Source organism: Caballeronia temeraria, assembly GCF_001544795.2.
In the GTDB taxonomy this organism is placed as follows: Bacteria; Pseudomonadota; Gammaproteobacteria; order Burkholderiales; family Burkholderiaceae; genus Caballeronia; species Caballeronia temeraria.
Map to the genome: position 1 here is coordinate 209,940 of NZ_FCOI02000001.1, position 14,625 is coordinate 224,564.

At 64.0% G+C, this 14,625-nt stretch carries 13 protein-coding genes and 1 tRNA gene; 8 read left to right on the plus strand and 6 right to left on the minus strand.

All coding sequences use genetic code 11. From position 1 onward, the window contains the following. Positions 1-79: 79 nt before the first annotated feature. From AWB76_RS01000 to pepN, 5 genes are all read right to left on the minus strand, one after another. Positions 80-589, minus strand: a complete 510-nt coding sequence (locus tag AWB76_RS01000) for a hypothetical protein (RefSeq protein ID WP_157696033.1) — start codon at positions 587-589, stop codon at positions 80-82. After that, entirely contained in the window at positions 586-1,584 is a 999-nt protein-coding gene (locus AWB76_RS01005) for a tyrosine-type recombinase/integrase (RefSeq protein ID WP_061158261.1), read from the minus strand. The genes AWB76_RS01000 and AWB76_RS01005 overlap by 4 nt, the downstream gene beginning before the upstream one ends. Before the next feature lie 71 nt (positions 1,585-1,655). Continuing rightward, positions 1,656-1,731 (minus strand) — tRNA-Thr (locus AWB76_RS01010). An 82-nt stretch (positions 1,732-1,813) separates the two neighbouring features. After that, a complete protein-coding gene (locus tag AWB76_RS01015) occupies positions 1,814-2,833 on the minus strand; it encodes a class 1 fructose-bisphosphatase (RefSeq protein WP_061158262.1) in 1,020 nt (339 codons plus the stop codon). Positions 2,834-2,997: 164 nt separating this feature from the next. Continuing rightward, a complete protein-coding gene (pepN, locus tag AWB76_RS01020) occupies positions 2,998-5,715 on the minus strand; it encodes an aminopeptidase N (protein WP_061158263.1) in 2,718 nt (905 codons plus the stop codon). 224 nt (positions 5,716-5,939) lie between these two features. On the opposite strand from pepN, the gene AWB76_RS01025 reads away from it, so the two are divergent. The 8 genes from AWB76_RS01025 to AWB76_RS01060 all read left to right on the plus strand — a co-directional run bounded on the left by AWB76_RS01025 (position 5,940) and on the right by AWB76_RS01060 (position 14,073). Further along, positions 5,940-6,662 (plus strand): DUF4136 domain-containing protein, encoded by a 723-nt coding sequence (locus AWB76_RS01025; RefSeq protein ID WP_061158535.1) that lies wholly within the window; start codon positions 5,940-5,942, stop codon positions 6,660-6,662. Positions 6,663-6,843: 181 nt separating this feature from the next. Then, a complete protein-coding gene (locus tag AWB76_RS01030) occupies positions 6,844-7,542 on the plus strand; it encodes a CDP-alcohol phosphatidyltransferase family protein (RefSeq protein ID WP_061158264.1) in 699 nt (232 codons plus the stop codon). After that, positions 7,539-8,351: a HalD/BesD family halogenase gene (locus AWB76_RS01035; RefSeq protein WP_061158265.1), complete on the plus strand. Its 813-nt coding sequence runs from the start codon at positions 7,539-7,541 to the stop codon at positions 8,349-8,351. Before AWB76_RS01030 ends, AWB76_RS01035 begins: the two co-directional genes overlap by 4 nt. Further along, positions 8,348-9,364, plus strand: a complete 1,017-nt coding sequence (locus AWB76_RS01040) for a flippase-like domain-containing protein (RefSeq protein ID WP_061158266.1) — start codon at positions 8,348-8,350, stop codon at positions 9,362-9,364. Before AWB76_RS01035 ends, AWB76_RS01040 begins: the two co-directional genes overlap by 4 nt. A gap of 24 nt (positions 9,365-9,388) precedes the next feature. Continuing rightward, positions 9,389-10,165, plus strand: coding sequence for a phosphocholine cytidylyltransferase family protein (locus AWB76_RS01045; RefSeq protein WP_061158267.1), 777 nt, complete (start codon positions 9,389-9,391; stop codon positions 10,163-10,165). Beyond that, the gene (aepX, locus tag AWB76_RS01050) at positions 10,162-11,859 is read left to right on the plus strand and encodes a phosphoenolpyruvate mutase (protein ID WP_061158268.1); all 1,698 of its coding nucleotides are present in this window, start codon (positions 10,162-10,164) and stop codon (positions 11,857-11,859) included. Before AWB76_RS01045 ends, aepX begins: the two co-directional genes overlap by 4 nt. Then, the gene (gene aepY / locus AWB76_RS01055; RefSeq protein ID WP_061158269.1) at positions 11,852-13,009 is read left to right on the plus strand and encodes a phosphonopyruvate decarboxylase; all 1,158 of its coding nucleotides are present in this window, start codon (positions 11,852-11,854) and stop codon (positions 13,007-13,009) included. Before aepX ends, aepY begins: the two co-directional genes overlap by 8 nt. Then, positions 13,009-14,073, plus strand: coding sequence for a 2-aminoethylphosphonate aminotransferase (locus AWB76_RS01060; RefSeq protein WP_061158270.1), 1,065 nt, complete (start codon positions 13,009-13,011; stop codon positions 14,071-14,073). Before aepY ends, AWB76_RS01060 begins: the two co-directional genes overlap by 1 nt. Here the strand turns inward: AWB76_RS01060 and AWB76_RS01065 are convergent, their stop codons facing one another. Continuing rightward, complete coding sequence (locus tag AWB76_RS01065; RefSeq protein ID WP_061158271.1) at positions 14,074-14,508, minus strand: hypothetical protein; 435 nt, start codon at positions 14,506-14,508, stop codon at positions 14,074-14,076. Between the last annotated feature and the right edge of the window lie 117 nt (positions 14,509-14,625).

Genomic DNA, 14,625 nt, shown 5'->3' on the forward strand with positions numbered 1-14,625 from the left:
CCGGCCAATATCGCGATGATGGGCAAATAAAAAGCCCGGAACTTAGGTCCGGGCTTGTTTACTTAATGGATTGACGCGCTTATGTTCGCGATTCAGATTTCGGCGGCGGCCACGGGATATCTGCGACGACTTCCCGAGCCTTCGTTTCGCCCATGCGCAGCTCCGTCTTGAGTTTGCGGAATAGCTGCGCCTTCGTCACCGTGCGCCCGGTCGCAGCGCGCCGATGGTATTCGGCGATCCAGAGGTCGCGCGCGCGGGCAATGATGTCGCCGCTGTATCCCTGCTGTGACTGTCGGTGGCGCGTTAGCACGCGGCCAAAGCCTTCGCGCAACTCGCCTTCGATGCCGTCGAACAATGCTTTGACGATCGCGCTGTTACGGCGGCGCATGTCCAATACGAACGCAGTGTCGGCGTCCGCTTGGTACGCTGCCGTGAAGCCTTCCATTAGCGCCACGTCGAGCCGTTGCAGGGTTTCGCGGGTGCGCACGTCGATTAACGTCAGGCCGGTCCGTAGCGGCTCGCCGCCGTTCGGGTCATCCATAACCAGTTCGGGTAGCGGCCCTCGGAGCCGGGACGCGGGCTTTTTCATGCGATGTCTCCCATAACGCGATTAACCACGGCCCGCTTGCTATCGACCGTGAGGTGCGCGTAACGGCGGGTCACGTCGAGTTGCTTGTGTCCGAGGGTTGCGGCCACGTCGAGTAGTGACGCGCCGCCTTGCGCCAGATAACTGGCGCACGTGTGTCGCAAATCGTGAAATTTGAAGTCGGACAGGTGCGCGTCGCGTACCGCGTTCGTCCACGCTTTGCCGAGCGTGAAGGGCCGGTCAGGATCGCCTACTCGCGCGAAAAGCAGCGCGTCGCGGTGCGCAGGCTTGCCGAAGCGGCGCAATTCGTCGAGCACGGCGGGCACGAGCGGACATACGCGCGGCTCGTCGTTTTTCGACGTTCGCACGTAGGCTGTAGCCCGCTCAACGTCGATATCGGAGTAACGCAGGCGCAGTAGCTCCGACTTGCGCGCGCCGGTCGTGATCGCCAGCAGGATCAGCAGATACAGCCGGGGCCATGTAGAAAGGCGCGAAACGGCGAGCAGGCGCTTGCGTTCGTCATCGTTCAAAAATCGGACGCGCGCATTGTTGGCAGCGGGCAGGGGCACTTCGCGGCACGGGTTCGTCCATCCCTTTGGCATCATGCGCCGGTCGCGGGCGAATGACAGGACGGCGGACAGGCACGCGCGCGCCTTGATAATCGAGCCGGGCTTCGGCAGGCCGAGTTCGCGATAGACGCCCGCGCCGGTTTCGTTAGTGCCGACGAAGCGGCGCACGGGCGTCGCGGCCCAGTCGTCGAGCGCATCGGCTACGGCATCGGCGTCGATCTCACACGCAATCCAACCGTCGAAATATTGCGACCATCGGCGGATAATTTGCGCGCGCGACGGATCGCGACCCTGATAGGCGGCGAGATACGCTTCGGCGAGTTCGGAAAAGGGAATGCGCCGCCGGTCCGGCGCGATTGCGCGGACAGGGGCTATTTCGTAGGCCGTTCTGGACAACGGCGACACGATTTTGAGATGTTGGGCGGACATATCAGACTCCATGAGAGCAACGCATTAGTTGCTAGTGCATGGCGGTCTGGAAACCGCGCCAGTAAAGGCGTTGGTGCCGGAAAGAGGAATCGAACCCCCGACCTTCGCATTACGAATGCGCTGCTCTACCGTCTGAGCTATTCCGGCTCCATTGTTGCGTTCGTTTAGTTCGTCAGCAACGAAGAAGTGAGATTATGCAGAGCCTTTCCGGCTTTGGCAATACCTAAGATCAATTTTTCTTTTCGAGATGGTAGCGGGTCACGCGGTCGACCTCGCTCTTCGAACCGAGGAACACCGCCACGCGCTCATGCAGGCTCGTCGGCACGATATCGAGGATGCGCTGCTCGCCGTTGGTCGCGGCGCCGCCGGCCTGCTCGACGATGAACGACATCGGGTTCGCTTCGTACATCAGGCGCAGCTTGCCGGGCTTCGACGGATCGCGCTTGTCGGCCGGATACATGAAGATGCCGCCGCGATTCAGAATGCGGTGCACGTCCGCGACCATCGATGCGATCCAGCGCATGTTGAAGTCTTCCTTGCGCGCGCCGTCCTTGCCGTCGTTCAGCTCGCCGATATAGCGCTGCACCGGCTCATACCAGTGACGGCTGTTCGACGCGTTGATCGCGTATTCGCGTGTCTCGACCGGAATCTGCATGTCGCGCTGCGTGAGCACCCACGAGCCGAGTTCGCGATCGAGCGTGAAGCAGTTCACGCCGTGGCCGGTCGTCAGCACGAGGACGGTTTGCGGGCCGTACACGGCGTAACCCGCGGCGACCTGCTGCGATCCCGGCTGCATGAACGCCGCCTCGCTCGGATCGGCGCCGTCCGGGCAGCGCAGCACCGAGAAGATCGTGCCGATCGACACATTCACGTCGATATTCGACGAGCCGTCGAGCGGATCGAACGTCAGCAGGTAATTGCCCTTCGGATAGCGATTGGGGATCGGGAAGATCTTTTCCATTTCTTCCGATGCCATCGCGGCCAGGTTGCCGCCCCATTCGTTGGCTTCGAGCAGGATTTCGTTCGAGAGCACGTCGAGCTTCTTCTGCACTTCGCCCTGCACGTTCTCGCTACCCGCCGAGCCGAGCGCCTCGCCGAGCGCGCCCTTGCTCACGTGATAGCTGATTTGCTTGCACGCGCGCGCGACGACTTCGATCAGGAGACGCAGATCGGCAGGCAGGTTCTGATGTTCACGCTGCTGCTCGATCAGATATTTCGAGAGCGTGGTGCGGCTGGAAATGGAGGACATGCTTAGGCTCCGTGAGCGTTAGACGAATATTCACGATTCTAACCGCTCGACCCGGCCGCTCCATGTGACAGCGACCGACGGCATCCGCCATAAGCGAGAGCGGCCGGCGCACGAGAACGCGCGCGCCGGCCGCTAAACAGCAAAAACTTCCGACGAAACAGCGCTTAAGCCGCGAGCGCCTTTTCGACGACCTCGCGCACATCGCGCGATTTCGCCTTCGATGCGACCTCGCTCAGCGCCGCGTGCATCTTCTCGCGCAGCTGCGGCGTGAAGCGGCGCCACAGTTCCAGCCCGCGCGCGAGGCGGGCGGCGACTTGCGGGTTGAGCGCGTCGAGCGCGATCACCTGTTCGGCCCAGAACGCGTAGCCGGAGCCATCGGCGGCGTGGAATTGCGCCGGGTTGCCGCTGCAGAAGCTGAAGATCAGCGAGCGCGCGCGATTCGGGTTTTTGATGTTGAACGCCTGATGCTGCATCAGCGTGCGCACGATCTCGATGACCTTGCGATCGGCCGAGCCGCGCTGCGTCGCCTGCAGTGCGAACCACTTGTCGATGACGAGCGCCTCATGCTCGAATCGGCGATAGAAATCCGCCAGCGCCGCATCCGCGACGGTTGCATCCGCGCCCTTCGTCGCGCTCGCGAGCAGCAGGGCGGAGAGCGCCGCTGAGCGGTCCGTCATGTTGTTGGCGGCGTCGTATTGCGCCTGCGCGAGTTTGACGGCGTCGCGCGGATCGTCGAGCTGGCTCAGATACGCGAGCGACAGATTCTTCAGGCCGCGCTTGCCCGCATCTTCCGGCGTCGGACGATATTCGCCCGGCGTGCGGTTCGCTTCGTAAGTCGCGAGCCATTTGTCGCGCAATTGCGACGCGAGACGGCGGCTCATGAAGACGCGTGCCGCGTGCACGGCGGCCGGATCGGAGACGGTCATCTGTTCGGCGAGATAGCTTTCCGACGGCAGCATCAGCGCGAGCTCGCGGAAGGCCGGCGTGAGCGTGGTGTCGTCGAGCACGCGGGCGAACGCGGCGATCACCTGATCGTCGATGGCGAGCGTTTCGCCCTTGCCCGCGCGCTCCGCGAGCGCCAGCAGTTCGCGCGTGGCGAGGCGCTGGCCGGCTTCCCAGCGGTTGAACGGATCGCTGTCGTGCGCGAGCAGGAACGCGAGTTCATCGTTGGTGTAGTCGTATTCGACGATCACCGGCGCCGAGAAATTGCGCAGCAGCGACGGCAGCGGCGCCTCGTTCACGTCGACGAACGTGAACGACTGTTCGCGCTCGGTGAATTCGAGCACGCGCGTCGTGCCGTTCGGTTCCTTCTCGCCTTCGAGGCGCAGCGGCAAGTCCGCGCCGTTCTGGCCGATCAGGCCGACCGAGAACGGAATCAGCAGCGGTCCTTTCTGCGTTTCGCGCGCCGCTTCCGATGCGTCGCCGTAACCCTGCGTGAGCGTCAGCGTGTAGTGCTTTTTCGCGGCGTCGTACTTCGCGCGTACCGATACGCGCGGCGTGCCCGCCTGGCTGTACCAGCGCTCGAACTGCGCGAGATCGCGATGATTCGCATCGGCGAGCGCCTGGCGGAAGTCGTCGCAGGTCACGGCCTGGCCGTCGAAACGTTTGAAGTAGAGATCCATGCCGCGCCGGAAGCCGTCGCGGCCGAAGAGCGTCTGATACATCCGCACGACTTCCGAGCCTTTCTCGTAGACGGTCATCGTGTAGAAGTTGTTGATCTCGACGTAGCTCTCGGGGCGCACCGGATGCGCCATCGGGCCGGCGTCTTCCGCGAACTGCATCTGACGCAGCACGCGCACGTCCTCGATGCGCTTGGTCGCGCGCGCGGCGGCGCTCGCCGCGCCTTCGACATCGCCTGCGGCCATGTCGGCAGAAAACTCCTGATCGCGGAATACGGTGAGGCCTTCCTTCAGGCTCAACTGGAACCAGTCGCGGCAGGTCACACGGTTGCCCGTCCAGTTATGGAAGTACTCGTGGCCGACCACGGCCTCGATGTTGGAGAAGTCCGTGTCCGTCGCGGTTTCGGGATTCGCGAGCACGTACTTCGTGTTGAAGATGTTGAGGCCCTTGTTCTCCATCGCGCCCATGTTGAAGTCGCTCACCGCGACGATCATGAAGCGGTCCAGATCCAGCTCCAGCCCGAAGCGTTTTTCGTCCCAGCGGATCGAGTTGACGAGCGAGTCCATCGCGTGACGGGTCTTGTCGAGATCGTGCGGCTCGACCCAGACCTGCAGCAGCTTCTCCTTGCCCGAACCCGACGCGATGCGCTCCTCGATGCACACGAGCTTGCCCGCGACGAGCGCGAACAGATAGCTCGGCTTCTTGAACGGGTCTTCCCATTTGGCGAAGTGGCGGCCATCGGGCAGATCGCCTTCCTCGATCAGATTGCCGTTCGACAGCAGCACCGGGTACGCGGTCTTGTCGGCGCGCAGCGTGACGACGTAGGTCGCCATCACATCCGGGCGATCGAGGAAATAGGTGATGCGGCGGAAGCCTTCGGCCTCGCACTGCGTGAAGAAGTTGCCGCTGGAGACATAAAGTCCGGAGAGCGTCGTGTTCTCAGCCGGATTGCAGATGCTCTCGATGCTAACCTCGAAGGCATCCGCGGGAATACTGCCGATGGACAGTCCGTTTTCGTGCACGCGGACATCGGCGTGCGCCGTGCCGTCGATCGCCGCGCTCACGAATTCGAGCTGCTCGCCCATCAACTCGAGGCGCGATGCGTCGCCGTGGGCGTCGGGATTGCGGCGCAGTTTCATCGTGTTCTTCACGACCGTGCGCGACGCTGCGAGGTCGAACTCGAGCGCGACGGAATCGATCAGGAAGGCCGGCGGCGTGTAGTCCTGGCGGCGAATCACAGCGGATGCGGTCGTGGTAGACATGGCAAGATCTTCATGTTTGGATTGAACGGCGCCGGCGTCTCACGTGCGCGCCATCGAGCGCACCAACGCGTGCGCGCCTGGTCGAACCATTGTACAAGCCGCCCGGAGATCGTGAATCGGGCGGCGTTACGCGTCGTGGAACCCACAAAACAAGGACGCCGCCGTGCGCGGCACGGCGGTGCTGTCTATAACGGAGAAGGGTGCTGAACGAAGTGAGGATGACCATGAATGTCCCGATCAAAGCGTTCGTCCGATGGGCGCTGGTACTGACGGCGATGTGGCTCGCCGGCTGCACGACCTACGTGCAGACGCAGGTGACCGCGTTTTCCAACTGGAGCGGCAGCGACGCGACGCGCACGTATGCGTTCACGCGCCGCGACGAGCAGCAGAACAGCATCGAGCAGACGACGTACGAAACGCTCGTCGCCAATGAACTCGCGAAGTACAACTTCCGCCAGGTGCCCGAGGCGAGCGCGAACTATCAGATCGCGATTGCCTATTCGATTCGCGGCGACACCGTGACGGTGCGTCAGCCAATCTATTACGATCCGTGGCCGATGTACGGACCGTGGGGCGCCGGGCCGTATTGGGGCGGACCGTGGGGCGGATGGGGACCGTACGGACCGTGGGGCGCGACGGGTTACGTCGACCAGAGCTATCCGGTCTTCACCCACGCGCTGCAGATCCGCATGAGCGACCGCAAGACCGGTCGCGAGACCTACAAGGTGACGGCCGTCAATTCGACGGGTGATCCCTCGCTCTATCAGGCGATGCCTTACCTCGTGCGCAGCGCGCTCGCCGACTTCCCGCTCGGCAACGGCACGGTGCGCACGGTGACGCTGCCGGTGGACCAGAACGGCGGCATCGCGAATGAAACGGCGGCGTCGGCGGGAGCGAACGAGCGCAGCGTGACGCCTGCGCCCGCCGCAGCCAAGAGCGTCGATTGATCGGGACAACGAAGGCGACGGCGCCCCGGCAATTTTTGCCGAGGGCGTCGGAACCGATTCTGTTCACGGCTTCGGGGAAAGTTTCAAATGCGCCCGCCGGCCTTGACTAAACAGGGAAATATCGCCGCGACGCCGGGCCGCAATATATGCAGCATCGGCGAATTAGCGATATATTCCCGGGATGACAAAATCGTGTCCGCCCAATCCTGAAGCCGTTCCCGAGCCCACCACCTGGGATGCGCGGCTTGCACGCCGTCTCGTCACGCCGCTCGTCGGCACTCCGGTAACGCCCAATCACCTGACCACGCTGCGCCTCGCCATCGGCCTGGCCGGAGCCTACTATCTATCGCTCGGTCAGTTCTGGATGTGCACGCTCGGCGCGCTCCTGATCGCGCTGTCGAATCTCGTCGATCACACGGACGGCGAGCTTGCGCGCATCAGCGGACAGTCGAGCAAGATCGGCCATTTTTATGACCTCGCGTGCGACGCGCTCGTCACCGTGCTGCTGTTCCTCGGCATCGGGTTCTACGTGGCCGTGCATCACCCGTCGATGATCGTGCCCGCCCAATGGCTCGGCGGCATCGCGGGCGTGACGGTCGCGCTGATCTTTTTCCTGCGCATGCGCATCGAATCGATGGTCGGCAAGTCGGGCACCAAGCAAGCGTCGATGGCCGGCTTCGAAACCGAAGACGTGCTGTATCTGTTGCCGGTGGTCACCCTGCTGAACGGCATGACGCCGTTTCTGATCGCCGCGGCGATCGGCGCGCCGCTCTTCGCCATTTACGTGGCGGTGGACCATCAGCGCGTCGCCACGCAGTTGAAGCGCCGCGCGCAGGGCACGCATACCAAAGACGACCAGGATTTCCAGGCGGTGAGATGAGCGATACGGCGACTCCGGACAACATGCTGATTCAACCTGCGCAGGCGCAAGCGGCCGCGCGCCCGTCGAAGCGCGACATCGATTCGACGATGAACACGCGCCTCGCCGCGCTGCACACGCCGAAGCTGCGCGACGAGTACGGCCAGCAAGGTTCGTTTCTCTATATCGAAGACTTCCTGCCGCGCGATTACACCGAGCGTCTGATCGCCGCCGTGCACGACGTGATGCCGTCCGTGAACCGCAACTACTTGCCGGGCCACAAGGCGGGCGGCAGCGTGAGCCGTCACACGCTCGATAAACACGCGCCGTTCATCGCGGATCTGTATCGATCGGAAGCGCTCATCAAGTGGCTGGAGACGCTCACCGGCGACAAGCTGCAACTCTCGCCGCAAGACGATCCGCACGCCTACGCGCTGTACTTCTACACGAAGCCGGGCGATCACATCGGCTGGCATTACGACACGTCGTATTACGATGGCCGCCGCTACACGCTCCTGCTCGGCGTGATCGACGATTCCTCCTGCAAGCTCGACTACGAGCTGCACACGAAGAATCCGGCGGTTCCCGATCAACCCGGCTCGGTGCAATATCCGCCCGGCGCGTTCGTGTTTTTCGACGGCGACAAGCTGCGCCATCGCGTCACGCCGCTCGGCGAGAACGAGATGCGCGTGTCCCTCACGTTCGAGTACGTGACGAATCCCAACATGCGGCCGTTCCAGCGCTTCATCTCGAACATGAAGGACTCGATCGCCTATTTCGGGTTCAGGCAGGTCTTTCGCCGCAAGGGCGGCAAGAACGGACCGGCATGAGCCGCGCGGGCACATTCCTGCTGTCGATCGGCGTGGTGTTGTTTATCGCGCTGCTCGGCTGGCAAGGCTTCGGCTCGGTCGCATCGACGCTCGCCGCCGCAGGCTGGGGTCTGCTCGCGGTCGCGGCCTTTCACGTCGTGCCGCTTGTCATCGACGCCGGCGCGATCAGCGTGCTCTTTTCGCACAAGGAACGCGACGTTTCCCTGCGCGACGCCGTGCTTGCGCGCTGGTCCGGCGAGTCGGTGAACAGCCTGATGCCCGCGGGCCAGATCGGCGGGCCGATGCTGATGGTCCGCTATCTCGCGCAGCGCGGCATGCGCGCACGCGACGCGGCCGCCGTCATCACCGTCAGCACGACGATGCAGACCGTCGCGCAACTGATTTTCGCGCTGATCGGCGTCGTGCTCCTGACGGGCTACGCGGCGGGCGGTTCGTCGTCGACGGTGACGATCGCCGTGCTCGCGGTGATCGGCGTCATCGGCCTTCTTATTTTCGGTTTCTATCTGGCGCAGCGGCGCGGTCTGTTCGGCCGCGCGATGCGCTTCGCCTCGGGCATCGCCGCGAAGTTCTCCGCGAAGCGCGACTGGTCCTCGCTCGTCACGCGCGCCGAAGCCGTCGATGCCGCCGTGCACGACATGTATCGCGAGCGCGGCAAGGTGGCGTCGAGCTTCGGCTTGAGCTTCATCGGCTGGATCGTCGGCACGGGCGAAGTGTGGCTCGCGCTGCATCTGCTCGGCCATCCGGTCGGCTGGACGGAAGCGCTGCTGCTCGAAAGTCTCGGCCAGGCCATTCGCGGCGCGGCCTTCGCCATTCCCGGCTCGCTCGGCGTGCAGGAAGGCGGTTATCTGCTGCTCGCGCGTCTGGTCGGCTTGCCGCCCGAGGCGGCGCTCGCGCTGTCGCTCGCCAAGCGCGCGCGCGAACTGCTGCTCGGCGTGCCGGGCATCGTCTATCTGCATTTCGTTGAAAAAGGCTGGCAGCGCCGCCGTCTCGCGCGCGTGCCGGATATCGACTGACCCACACACGAAGGGAACACAAGCATGCGCGCAATTATTCTTGCGGCCGGGATGGGCTTGCGCCTCGTTCAGCCCGAAGGCCAGCAAAAGCCGAAATGTCTGCTGCGCTTTGGCGATGCCTCGCTGCTCGAACGTCATCTGCACTTCCTGAAAGCGGCCGGCGTCGATGAAGTCGTCTTCGTGACCGGCTTCAAGAGCGAGCAGATCGAAGCGGAGCTTGCGGCCATCGACTGGAAGCCGAAGTCGGAAATCGTCATCAACGACGAATTCACGCTCGGCAGCGTGCTGTCCGTGCACACCGCGCGCGACGCGATGACGCGCGGCGGCGACGTCCTCCTGATGGACGCCGACGTGCTCTACGACGAGCGCATTGTCGAGCCGCTCGTCGCGGGCGGCTCGGTGAATCGCCTCTTGATCGACCGCGATTTCGAAGCCGGCGACGAGCCGGTGAAGCTGTGCGTCGAGAACGGCGTGCCGGTCGAGTTGCGCAAGCAGGTCGCGGCGGGGCTGAAGTACGACACGATCGGTGAATCGGTCGGCTTCTTCCGTTTCGATGAAAAGACCGCCACGCGTCTCGCGGACATCTGCGCCGAGTACGTGGCGACGGGCCGCGCGAAGATGCCGCACGAAGAAGCGGTGCGCGACCTGTTGCTGGAACAATCCGCGGTCTTCGATATCGCCGATGTCACCGGCGCGCCGTGGATCGAAATCGATTTTCAGAACGACGTGAAGCGCGCGGCGGACGAAGTGTTGCCGTCGCTCAATGCGCTGAGTCAGTTTGCAGGAGCCTCGCAACAATGAACGCACCCACACAAATTCCGGTCGGCTATTCGCGCACGCTGCGCCTGCGCGAGATGCTGCAAAGCAATCGCCTCGAATTCCTGATGGAAGCGCACAACGGCATGTCGGCGCGCATCGCGAAGGAAGCGGGTTTCAAGGCAATCTGGGGCTCGGGTCTCTCGATCTCCGCGCAATTCGGGGTGCGCGACAACAACGAAGCGAGCTGGACGCAGGTCGTCGACAATCTCGAATTCATGGCCGACGCGAGCGATCTGCCCATTCTGCTCGACGGCGACACCGGCTACGGCAACTTCAACAACGTGCGCCGTCTCGTGAGAAAACTGGAGCAGCGCGGCATCGCGGGCGTGTGCATCGAGGACAAGCAGTTCCCGAAGACCAACAGCTTCATCAACGGCGAAGCGCAGCCGCTCGCGGATATCGACGAATTCTGCGGCAAGATCAAGGCCGGCAAGGATTCGCAGAGCGATCCGAATTTCTCGATCGTCGCACGCGTGGAAGCGCTGATCGCCGGCTGGGGCATGGAAGAAGCGCTGAAGCGCGCCGAGGCGTATCGCCAGGCGGGCGCGGATGCGATTCTCATCCACAGCAAGCTCTCGAAGCCGGACGAAATCCTGACGTTCGCGCGCGAATGGGCCGGTCGCGGTCCGCTCGTCATCGTGCCGACGAAGTACTACAGCACGCCCACCGATGCGTTTCGTCAGGCGGGCATCAGCTGCGTGATCTGGGCGAATCATCTGATTCGCGGCGCGGTCTCGGCGATGCAGGCGATCGCGAAGGAAATCCACGACAGCGAGACGCTCGTCAACGTGGAAGACCGCATCGCGTCGGTGAACGAAATTTTCCGTCTGCAGGACGCGGACGAATATTCCGCCGCCGAGAACATCTATCTGAGCGCGGCGAATGAGAAGCGCAGCGCGATCGTGCTCGCCGCGAGCCGCGGCGCGGGCCTCGAAGCGCTGACCGAAGCGCGTCCGAAGGTGATGCTGCCGGTCGCGGGCAAGCCGCTCTTGCGTCATCTCGTCGAGGCGTTCAAGAAGGAAAGCATCAACGACATCACCGTCGTCGGCGGATATCGCGCCGATGCGATCGAGAAGAGCGGCATCCGCCTCGTCGTCAACGAGCAGCACGAAACCACGGGCGAACTCGCGTCGCTCGCGTGCGCCGTGAAGCACATGAATGGCGATACCGTGATTTCCTACGGCGACCTGCTGTTCCGCAGCTATATCCTGCGCGATCTGGTCGAATCGGACAGCGACTTCTGCGTGGTCGTGGATTCGTCGCAGGCGCCGCAAACGGGCGCTGGCACAACCGATTTCGCCTATTGCTCGACCGCCGACGACCGCGCGCTCTTCGGCCAGAAAGTGTGGCTCGAAAGCGTCGTCGGCGCGGGGCAGACGCTTGACGGTGAGCGTGCGCCGCAAGGCCGCTGGATGGGCCTCGTCAAGGTGCGTGCGGGCGCGCGTGAACGTCTGCTCGCGACGCTCGCCACGCTGCAGCAGCGCGCCGATTTCGACACGCTCGACACGGCCGCGCTCCTGAACGCGCTCATCGCCGATGGTCAGAAGGTCGAAGTGCAATACGTGCACGGCCACTGGCGCGGCGTGAACGATCTCGATGATTTCCGTCGCGCGGGCGATTTCGCGCACGGCCAGACGCCGATCGGTTCGGAAGGCACGGAGAACGCGCGTGATTGAGGCCGCCCAGTTCGTCGAAGCCGCGCGCGAGCGGGGTTTCGACTGGTACGCGGGCGTGCCGTGCTCGTTTCTCACGCCATTCATCAACTACGTGCTGCAAGATGAGTCGCTGCATTACGTGTCGGCGGCGAACGAGGGCGACGCGGTCGCGCTGATCGCGGGCGTCGCGTTGGGCGGCGGGAAGACGCGTCGCGGCATCGCGATGATGCAGAACTCCGGTCTCGGCAATGCGGTGAGTCCGCTGACGTCGCTGACGTGGACGTTCCGTCTGCCGCAATTGCTGATCGTCACGTGGCGCGGCCAGCCGGGCGTCCACGACGAGCCGCAGCACGCGCTGATGGGCCCGATCACGCCGCAGATGCTGGAAACGATGGACATTCCGTGGGAATTGTTTCCGACGGAAGCGGACCAGATCGGCCCGGCGCTCGATCGCGCGACGGAGTACATGGATCGCACCGGCCGCCCGTACGCGCTCGTGATGCAGAAGGGCAGCGTCGCGCCTTACGAGCTGAAGAAGACCGGCTTGTCGGGCGTGCGCGCGAATGCGCATCCGGCGAGCGTGCAGCGCTTCGACGGCGAGCGCGTGACGCGGCACGACGCGTTGCAGAAGGTCATCGCCAACACGCCGAAGGACTCGACGGTCGTGCTCGCATCGACCGGTTTCTGCGGCCGCGAGCTGTACGCGATCGACGACCGCGAGAACCAGCTCTATCTCGTCGGCTCGATGGGCTGCGTGACGCCGATGGCGCTGGGCCTCGCGCTCTCGCGCCCGGATCTCACCGTGATCGCGCTCGATGGCGACGGCGCCGCGCTCATGCGCATGGGCGCGTTCGCGACGCTCGGCGCGTATGGCCCGCCGAATCTCGTTCACTTGCTGCTCGACAACGGCGCGCACGAATCGACCGGCGGTCAGGCGACGGTGTCGCGCGAAGTCGATTTCGCGTCGATCGCGTCGGCGTGCGGCTACGCGCTCGCGCTCGACGGCGACGACATCGGCGTGATCGATCGTCTTTTCGAAGCAAAGGATGTCGATGGCGTGCGTTTTGCGCGTCTATCGATCAGAACAGGCACGCCCGGCGACCTGCCCCGGCCGAAGATCACGCCCGAGGACGTGCGCGCGCGCCTGCAACAACACCTAGGAGACCGTTGATGTTGCTGCTCAATCCGGGTCCCGTCACGCTGACCGAACGCGTGCGCAAGAGCCTGCTGCAAACCGACTTGTGCCATCGCGAGCCGGAGTTCTTCGATTTGCAGGGCGAGGCGCGCAAGCGTCTCGTCGCCGCTTACGAGCTCGATCCCGCCGTGTGGAGCGCCGTGCTGATGACGGGCTCGGGCACTGCCGCCGTCGAAAGCATGATTGCGGGCCTGGTGCCGGAAGGCGGGCGGCTGCTCGTCGTGGAAAACGGCGTGTACGGCGACCGCATCGCGCAGATCGCGAAGCAGTACGGCATCGACCACGAAGTCGTGAAATACGAGTGGATGCAGGCGCCGGACATCGACGCGATCGAGAAGCTGCTCGACGCGAAGGCGTTCACGAATGTCGCGATCATCCATCACGAAACCACGACCGGCCGGTTGAACGCGATCGATCAACTGTCGCGGGCGTGCAAGGAACGCGGCATCGGTTTGCTGCTCGACGCGGTGAGCAGCTTCGGTGCCGAAGCGATCGATTTCGACGGCGGCGGCATCGCCGCAATCGCCGCGACCGCGAACAAGTGCCTGCATGGCGTGCCCGGCGCGGCGTTCGTCATCGCGCGCCGCGATGCGCTCGCGCAGGCCGCGAATCGCAACTATTACCTCGGCATCGCGCGGCTCGCCAAGCTGCAGGACGAGCGCAACACGCCGTTCACGCCGTCGGTGCATGCGTATTACGCGCTCGTCGAAGCGCTGCGCGAGTTTGAGGAAGAAGGCGGCTGGCGCGCGCGGCATCAGCGTTACGCGAAGCTCGCGGAGCAAGTGCGCGCGGGGCTGGCTGCGCTCGGCATCGACAGCGCGTTGTCGCCGGAAGAGTCGTCGGTGGTGTTGCGGGCGTATCGGCTGCCGAAGGGCGTCACGTATGAAACGCTGCACGACGCGCTCAAGGCGAAGGGCTTCGTGATTTACGCGGGGCAGGGCGGTTTGTCGAAGGAACTGTTCCGTATTTCGACGATGGGCGCGCTCGATGCAAACGACATGGACCGGTTGATTTCGTCGTTCGTGGCGCTGTTGCGTTGATCACGGCTTGCAAAAGATCGCCGTAATAAAGGGCGCGACGTGGTGCACCACCGCGTCGCTGCCCGCGGCGCGCACCTTCTGCTCCACTTCGACGTCGCCGCCCCAGACGACGGCGCCATAAGCCGCATCGCCGATCGGCTCGCCTTTTCCCTGCCGGAAAATCGGATCGTCCTTCTGATACGCCACCAGCGCGTACACCCTGAAGCCATACGCTGTCAGCGTCGCGCCTTTCGTCGCGCGAAACGCGTTGATCGAGTTCGGCTCGACGCGCATCGGCTTCGTCTCCAGCAGATGCTTCTCCTGTAGCGGCGCGATGAAATCGTGCGGCGTCGATTTGCAGTCGAGTTGCGCGTCGAGCGCTTCGGCGTGGGCGAGCGCGCCCAGCGACGCGAGCGTCATCGGCAGAACAAAGCGAACGAGGCGGAAGGCGATCATGGCGACGCAGCGAACGTGACAGCCTGCACTTTAGCGAGATTGCAACAAAAGTGCTCAATCGGTCGAGCGAATCGTCGGCGTTTGCGTGGTTCTCCCTACAAAAACGCCCTTCGAAGG

What these genes read in the sequence shown, in the direction of transcription:
- AWB76_RS01025 (WP_061158535.1), top strand. Translation starts at nt 5,940, where the DNA reads ATGAATGTCCCGATCAAAGCGTTCGTCCGATGGGCGCTGGTACTGACG.
- AWB76_RS01065 (WP_061158271.1), bottom strand. Translation starts at nt 14,508, where the DNA reads ATGATCGCCTTCCGCCTCGTTCGCTTTGTTCTGCCGATGACGCTCGCG.
- AWB76_RS01015 (WP_061158262.1), bottom strand. Translation starts at nt 2,833, where the DNA reads ATGTCCTCCATTTCCAGCCGCACCACGCTCTCGAAATATCTGATCGAG.
- pepN (WP_061158263.1), bottom strand. Translation starts at nt 5,715, where the DNA reads ATGTCTACCACGACCGCATCCGCTGTGATTCGCCGCCAGGACTACACG.
- aepX (WP_061158268.1), top strand. Translation starts at nt 10,162, where the DNA reads ATGAACGCACCCACACAAATTCCGGTCGGCTATTCGCGCACGCTGCGC.
- AWB76_RS01045 (WP_061158267.1), top strand. Translation starts at nt 9,389, where the DNA reads ATGCGCGCAATTATTCTTGCGGCCGGGATGGGCTTGCGCCTCGTTCAG.
- AWB76_RS01040 (WP_061158266.1), top strand. Translation starts at nt 8,348, where the DNA reads ATGAGCCGCGCGGGCACATTCCTGCTGTCGATCGGCGTGGTGTTGTTT.
- AWB76_RS01005 (WP_061158261.1), bottom strand. Translation starts at nt 1,584, where the DNA reads ATGTCCGCCCAACATCTCAAAATCGTGTCGCCGTTGTCCAGAACGGCC.
- AWB76_RS01030 (WP_061158264.1), top strand. Translation starts at nt 6,844, where the DNA reads ATGACAAAATCGTGTCCGCCCAATCCTGAAGCCGTTCCCGAGCCCACC.
- AWB76_RS01035 (WP_061158265.1), top strand. Translation starts at nt 7,539, where the DNA reads ATGAGCGATACGGCGACTCCGGACAACATGCTGATTCAACCTGCGCAG.
- AWB76_RS01060 (WP_061158270.1), top strand. Translation starts at nt 13,009, where the DNA reads ATGTTGCTGCTCAATCCGGGTCCCGTCACGCTGACCGAACGCGTGCGC.
- AWB76_RS01000 (WP_157696033.1), bottom strand. Translation starts at nt 589, where the DNA reads ATGAAAAAGCCCGCGTCCCGGCTCCGAGGGCCGCTACCCGAACTGGTT.